The 6,768-nt window shown below is 43.8% G+C and carries 4 protein-coding genes and 1 pseudogene; 3 read left to right on the top strand and 2 right to left on the bottom strand.

What is annotated here, in order from left to right; genetic code table 11:
• The 3 genes and pseudogenes from OH455_RS19385 to OH455_RS19375 form a co-directional block, all read left to right on the top strand.
• Positions 1-191: pseudogene (locus tag OH455_RS19385) on the top strand (hypothetical protein); the annotation flags it as partial.
• 113 nt (positions 192-304) lie between these two features.
• The gene (locus OH455_RS19380; protein WP_269982496.1) at positions 305-3,061 is read left to right on the top strand and encodes an immune inhibitor A domain-containing protein; all 2,757 of its coding nucleotides are present in this window, start codon (positions 305-307) and stop codon (positions 3,059-3,061) included.
• A gap of 478 nt (positions 3,062-3,539) precedes the next feature.
• Positions 3,540-4,781 carry an SGNH/GDSL hydrolase family protein gene (locus OH455_RS19375; RefSeq protein ID WP_269982495.1) on the top strand — a complete coding sequence of 414 codons (1,242 nt, stop codon included), beginning with the start codon at positions 3,540-3,542 and terminating at the stop codon, positions 4,779-4,781.
• A 54-nt stretch (positions 4,782-4,835) separates the two neighbouring features.
• On the opposite strand, the gene OH455_RS19370 is transcribed toward OH455_RS19375, so the two are convergent.
• Together OH455_RS19370 and OH455_RS19365 are read right to left on the bottom strand one after the other, a co-directional pair.
• On the bottom strand, positions 4,836-6,005 hold the full coding sequence (locus OH455_RS19370; RefSeq protein ID WP_269982494.1) for an MFS transporter: 1,170 nt from the start codon (positions 6,003-6,005) through the stop codon (positions 4,836-4,838).
• The gene (locus OH455_RS19365; RefSeq protein ID WP_269982493.1) at positions 6,002-6,694 is read right to left on the bottom strand and encodes an aspartate/glutamate racemase family protein; all 693 of its coding nucleotides are present in this window, start codon (positions 6,692-6,694) and stop codon (positions 6,002-6,004) included. The genes OH455_RS19370 and OH455_RS19365 overlap by 4 nt, the downstream gene beginning before the upstream one ends.
• Positions 6,695-6,768 lie beyond the last annotated feature (74 nt).

The following is a 6,768-nucleotide window of genomic DNA, read 5'->3' as shown; positions in this document are numbered from 1 at the left end:
TTCTTGATTCTTTAATCGAGCGAGGTGTTATTTGTGATAATCAAACCTATGAAGAAAAACAAGAATCTCTCCAGATTTATCTTGCTAATAGATTCGACAAAAACAAAAAAAATAAAAACAACAATAATAATAATAATAAGCAAAGTAACCCGACTGAAACAAAATGCATCTCAGCAGATAAGAATAAATAAGCTGAAAATTCATTAATTCATCTTCCCTTTGATTAGGGATTTTGTTGTTCACGCAACGTTATACCCACTTTATTAAGTGGAATTTGGCAATCAGAATATAATAAGGAAATAATATGAGTCCTATGAGGAAAACACTGCTGGCAACAGCAGTGCTGACCCTTTTTAGTGTCAGTGGTCACGCCAAAACACCTATAGACTTAGGTGTAATGAACGAAGAGAAAATCATCGAAATGTTGGTTCGAAAAGGCCTTCTTGATGAAAACTCTTCCGTTGACGAGCAGAAAACTGCACTTAACAAATACCTCAACGCAAAACTCAATAATGGCTTTAAAGGCGACGCGCAGTTCGGCAAAAAAGCACTCGAACAACGGGCGAAGATCCTAAAATCAATAGAAACCAAGCAAGGTCAACATAGAGCACACATGTTTGCTTTTGACCTCTCTCAGAAGCGTACTGACAAGGTGCTGGCCTTATTGGTCGATTTCCCAGATTTACCATGGAATGAAAACCGATTAACGTCTGAGCATACCGAGATGCTTTACGATAGCTATAAACCTGAACACTATCAGAACTTACTTTTCTCAGGTGCTGGTTATCTTGGCCCGAATGGCGAAAATCTTATCTCAATGCGTCAATACTACGAGAGTGAGTCTGGAGAAAGCTATAGCGTTTCAGGTCAAGCTGCTGGCTGGTATCGAGCGTCAAAAAACGCGTCATTCTATGGTGGCAACTCGTCAACAACAGACAACGATCTCAACGCTCAGGAATTGGTTCGTGAGGCATTGAACCAGTTAGCACAAGATCCAAGTATCAACCTTGCCGACTATGATATCGAAGACCGCTATGACTATGATGGTGACGGTAACTTCCGTGAACCAGATGGCGTGATTGACCACTTAATGGTGTTCCATTCTTCCGTTGGTGAAGAAGCTGGTGGCGGTGTATTGGGCGATGATGCGATTTGGTCTCACCGTTACAATCTAGGCAAATACCATGTGCTAGAAGGTACTTCAAGTACGGTACCTGGTCGCTTTGACGGCAAATACGCCGCTTTTGACTACACCATTCAACCTATTGACGCCGCGGCGGGTGTTTGTGCCCATGAGTATGGACATGATTTGGGCTTGCCTGATGAATACGACACTCAGTACACGGGCAAAGGTGAACCCGTATCTTACTGGTCAATCATGTCCTCAGGCAGCTGGGCCGGCAAGATTGGCGGCACGCAGCCAACGGCCTTCAGCTCGTGGGCTAAACAGTTCCTGCAAGAGTCGATTGGCGGTAAGTGGATTTCGAACCAAACCATCGCGCTTGGAGACCTGACAACAAAAGGCGAAGAAATTACGCTTCACCAGACTATCGACAACGATAAGCAGAACATGGTCCGCATTGACCTACCTGTAAAACGTACCGAAGGTCATAAGCCTTTCTCCGGTAACTTCAGTTTCCACTCAGGTAAAGGTGACGATCTTAAGAACAAGATGTCTCGTCAGCTTACTCTCCCTCAAGGGAGTAATGTCAAACTGGTATTTAAAGCTTGGTATCAGATTGAAAAAGATTACGATTACGCTCGCGTGTTAATCAATGGCCAGCAAATTGCTGGTAACATCACAACGATGGATGACCCATACAACACAGGTCTTGTACCTGCTATTGGCGGCGAATCTGATGGTTGGGTTGACGCGGAGTTTGACCTATCACAATGGGCTGGGCAAACCGTAGAATTAAGCTTCGATTATGTGACGGATGGCGGTCTGGCAATGGAAGGTCTGCATATCGACAACATCTCAATTGAAGCTGACGGTACTTCTACCTTGATTGACGACGCAGAAGGAAAATCTAGCTTTGCACTGAGTGGCTACCGTCTAAATGATGGCTTTAACGAAGCTGCGCATTACTACCTACTTCAATGGCGTAGCCACAACGATGTCGACGAAGGTCTGAACAACATTAAACGCTTTGGTCAATTAATGTCATTCGAACCAGGTCTTATCGTTTGGTATGTCGATGAATCGATGACCGACAACTGGGTTGGTAAGCACCCAGGTGAAGGTTGGTTGGGAGTCGTCGATGCTGACCAAAACGCAATGATCTGGGCTAACTCAGGTGCAGCGGCGCAAACGCGTTACCAAGTACGTGATGCAGCATTTTCGATCAATGACCAAAAACCGATGCGTCTCGAAAACAAAGATGGTGACGTACTTGAAGATGTCAGCCTAATTGGCAATGCTTACTTTGCTGACAACCAAGACTACACCAACCCTCAAGCCCCTGATGCTGGCCGTCTTTTGGCTGAGCACGGTGTTCAAATCGAAGTGATTGAGCAAGCTGCCGACAATACTTACGGTGTCATTAAAGTATCGAAAGCAGAAGCACCTAACCAAGTTCCAGTCGCGGCATTTACCTTGTCAGCAGATGGCCTGACTGTTACTGCGATTGACTCAAGTTCTGATAGTGACGGCTCAATCGTTGCGTACAACTGGGATTTTGGTAACGGCGAATCAAGTTCTGAGCAGTCTCCTTCTTGGACTTATCTGAATGACGGTAGCTACACTGTTTCTTTAACTGTGACCGATGATCGTGGTGATCAGCATACGGCAACAGAAACAATTACCGTTGAAGCAAACAATGTGCTTCCGACAGCAAGTGCTCGTTACATTCATCTAGGTCGTTGGGTCACTATGTGGTCTACCAGCTCGGATCCAGACGGTCGCATCGTCGATACAGAATGGGTTTTACCAAACGGAAAAGTAAAACGCGGACGCGTATTTACCTCTATCTTCCCAAGCTACGGCAAGCAGGAAGTTCGTTTGACTATTATGGACAACAATGGTGATAAAGTTTCTAAAGTCATCACTGTCGATTTGTAAGGATTTCTCCGTTCCTTAACTTCCCTACTCCTCATATTTGAGTGAGATTTGAGCGCAACTCTGGTTGCGCTCTTTTTTTATCTTTGATTCTTAGTACTACCTATGACTTTTCCTATTCCATAACGCACTCAGCAATTAGTTGAATGAATACTTATTCACACCCCTCGATTCGTGCTTATTTATTGACCAATCAACCCACAAGCTACAAATACATTTGTCGTTTAATTTTGAGACTAAAACACCTTAACAAAATACATAATTAAAATACGCACAATTCAACCAATTGCACAAATAAGATTAAATAACAACCATATTGATCATTAATTGAACTCAATTGTTAATCACTCGTTTCTGTGTAAAGTTTGATCTACGTTCAATCTTAATCCATTTATCAATTGAATGCTTTGACTGCATCATAGTAAATATGCGATCAAAAGATGAGTAAACACTCTACAGTCAGAATGGTAAGTGAATAATTATGAAAAATACGTTAATTTTGGCTGGCTGTATATTGGCAGCTCCAGCCGTCGCAGATGACCTAACAATCACCCCTGAAACTATAAGTGTGCGCTACGCGTCTGAGGTGCAGAACAAACAAACATACACTTATGTCCGTTGCTGGTACCGTCCAGCACAAAACCATGACGACCCTTCCACTGAGTGGGAGTGGGCTCGCGATGACAATGGCGATTACTTCACTATCGATGGGTATTGGTGGTCGTCTGTCTCCTTCAAAAATATGTTCTATACCAATACCCCGCAAACAGAGATTGAAAACCGCTGTAAAGAAACACTAGGGGTTAATCATGATAGTGCCGATCTTCTTTACTACGCGTCAGACAATCGTTTCTCCTACAACCATAGTATTTGGACAAACGACAACGCAGTAAACAACAAAATCAATCGTATTGTCGCATTCGGTGATAGCCTGTCTGACACCGGTAATCTTTACAATGGATCCCAATGGGTATTCCCCAACCGTAATTCTTGGTTTCTCGGTCACTTTTCAAACGGTTTGGTATGGACTGAATACTTAGCGCAAAACAAAAACGTACCACTGTACAACTGGGCGGTCGGTGGCGCCGCCGGCACCAACCAATACGTCGCATTGACAGGCATTTATGACCAAGTGACGTCTTATCTTACGTACATGAAGATGGCCAAGAACTACAACCCAAACAACAGTTTGATGACGCTGGAATTTGGCCTAAATGATTTCATGAATTACGGCCGAGAAGTGGCGGACGTGAAAGCTGACTTAAGTAGCGCATTGATTCGCTTGACCGAATCAGGCGCAAGCAACATTCTGCTCTTCACGTTACCGGACGCAACAAAGGCACCGCAGTTTAAATATTCGACTCAGGAGGAAATTGAGACCGTTAGAGCTAAGATTCTTGAGTTCAACACTTTTATTGAAGAACAAGCGTTACTCTATCAAGCTAAAGGACTGAATGTGGCCCTCTACGATGCTCATAGCATCTTTGATCAGCTGACATCCAATCCTAAACAACACGGTTTTGAGAACTCAACAGATGCCTGTCTGAACATCAACCGCAGTTCCTCTGTCGACTACCTTTACAGTCATGAGCTAACTAACGATTGTGCGTATCATAGCTCTGATAAATATGTGTTCTGGGGAGTCACTCACCCAACCACAGCAACACATAAATACATTGCCGACCAAATCATTCAGACCAAGCTAGACCAGTTCAATTTCTAACTAAGCGAAACAAGGAGGCAGTTTACTTGCCTCCTTTTTTGTTTTCATACCGTGCTAAACTGTGACACGTTTTCCCCTGACAACGTTAATGCTAAACAAAGCAATAACAGCAAGCACAAAGGGCAATACGTAAACATTTAAGCTCTGCCACCCTACCGTTGCTTCAAGCCAACCCGATAACAACGCAGTGATAGTCACGCAGCTAAAGACAAAGAATTCATTAAAGGCTTGAGCTTTCGATTTGTTGTGTATGGCGTAAGATTGGCTGAACAGTCCAGTCGCGGCAATAAACATAAAGTTCCAGCCTACACCAAGTAGAACCAAAGCAAACGAAAAATGCCAAATAGACTGGCCATGGATATTGATCGCAATGCAAAGCACAAATAGGATCCCACCGGTGAGAATTATCTGCCTCGCACCAAACTTTTCAATCAATTTTCCAGTAAAAAATGCGGGGACAAACATCCCAAGCACGTGCCATTCGATAACCCCAGCCGCCTTCTCAAAGTCGAAGCCACAACCTATCATCGCAATTGGCGTTGCTGTCATAAGAATGTTCATCACTGCATAAGCCACCATGGCAGCAAACACCGCCAACATAAAGTTAGGTGCTTTGATAATATCAAGCAGTGGTTCAGCGTTATCCTCAGAAGCTCCTGTATGATGAGCCGGGAACTGAATCGTTTGTAGTAAACACAATGCCATAATATTAAGAACGATCAATGACATGAAAGCGCCGACGTAAAGCGAATCTCCTGTCATGTGTTGTGAGTACACGGCTAAATTAGGCCCAAGGATAGCCGCCAACACACCACCAGCCATGGATATAGAAATAGCACGATGTCTTGCATTTTCTTCACACACTTCAATGGCCGCAAAGCGGTACAATGTACCAAACCCAATGCCAATACCGAGTAAGAAGGTCCCAACACAAAAAAGATAAAATTGCTCACTATACAAGGCATAAGTCGCAACTGTAGCACCAGCAATGCCGACCAAGTTACCAAGACTAAAACCTTTACGCCGGCCAAACTTGCCCATAATCAAAGAGGCAGGGATAGTAGCAATCATTAGCCCTAAGAATTGCAAAGCAACAGGTAAGGTGATCATGCTTTCACTGGGTGCAATTTGTTGTCCCACTAGCCCAATCACAGAGATAAGTAGGATATTGCCCGTCATCAGTAATGCCTGACACAACGACAAAATCCAAACATTCTTATTCACTTTAACGCCTCGTTAACCGCTATGTTTGCGTGTATTTCAGTGGTATCAAACAATGGAATATCGCTATCTTGCTCTGATATCAGTAAGCCGATTTCGGTGCAGCCTAGTATCACGCCTTGCGCACCCTCAGCGGAAAGATCCTCAATAATGGTTTTAAAATCTTGCTTTGAACGCGCGTTAACATCACCTAAGCAGAGCTCATCGTATATCACATCATGGACAAGCCTACGCTGAACGCCATTTGGCACAATAACGTCTATTCCGAACTTATCGGTTAAACGTTGTTTGTAAAATGCCTGCTCCATTGTAAAGGCCGTACCAAGTAAACCCACGGTGCTGATCCCTTGTTCTACTAGCCGCTGGCCAGTCGCATCGGCAATATGAAGCAGCGGAATTGATACAGCTGCCTCGACCTGACTAGCCACTTTGTGCATCGTGTTAGTCGCAATGATTAGAAAGTCTGCGCCCGCCTTTTCAAGTGATTGCGCCGCTTTACTGAGAATAACTGCCGTTTTATCCCAATCCCCTTTGTGTTGCAGCGCTTCTATCTCAGCAAAGTCGACACTATTCAGAATGAGTTTGGCTGAATGCAGCCCCCCTTTTTCTCTCTTGACACTCTGGTTGATGAGTTTGTAGTAACTTGCTGTTGATTCCCAACTCATCCCGCCAATAATACCGATTGTTTTCATCACGACTCCCTTCATATAGATATTGTTTAATTAATCAAATGCATAACGAAATTACAAACAAAAAATGATCTGAG

This window comes from Vibrio sp. T11.5 (genome assembly GCF_027587155.1).
GTDB classification, from domain to species: domain Bacteria; phylum Pseudomonadota; class Gammaproteobacteria; order Enterobacterales; family Vibrionaceae; genus Vibrio; species Vibrio neptunius.
This window is presented reverse-complemented; position numbering and strand designations above follow the sequence as displayed.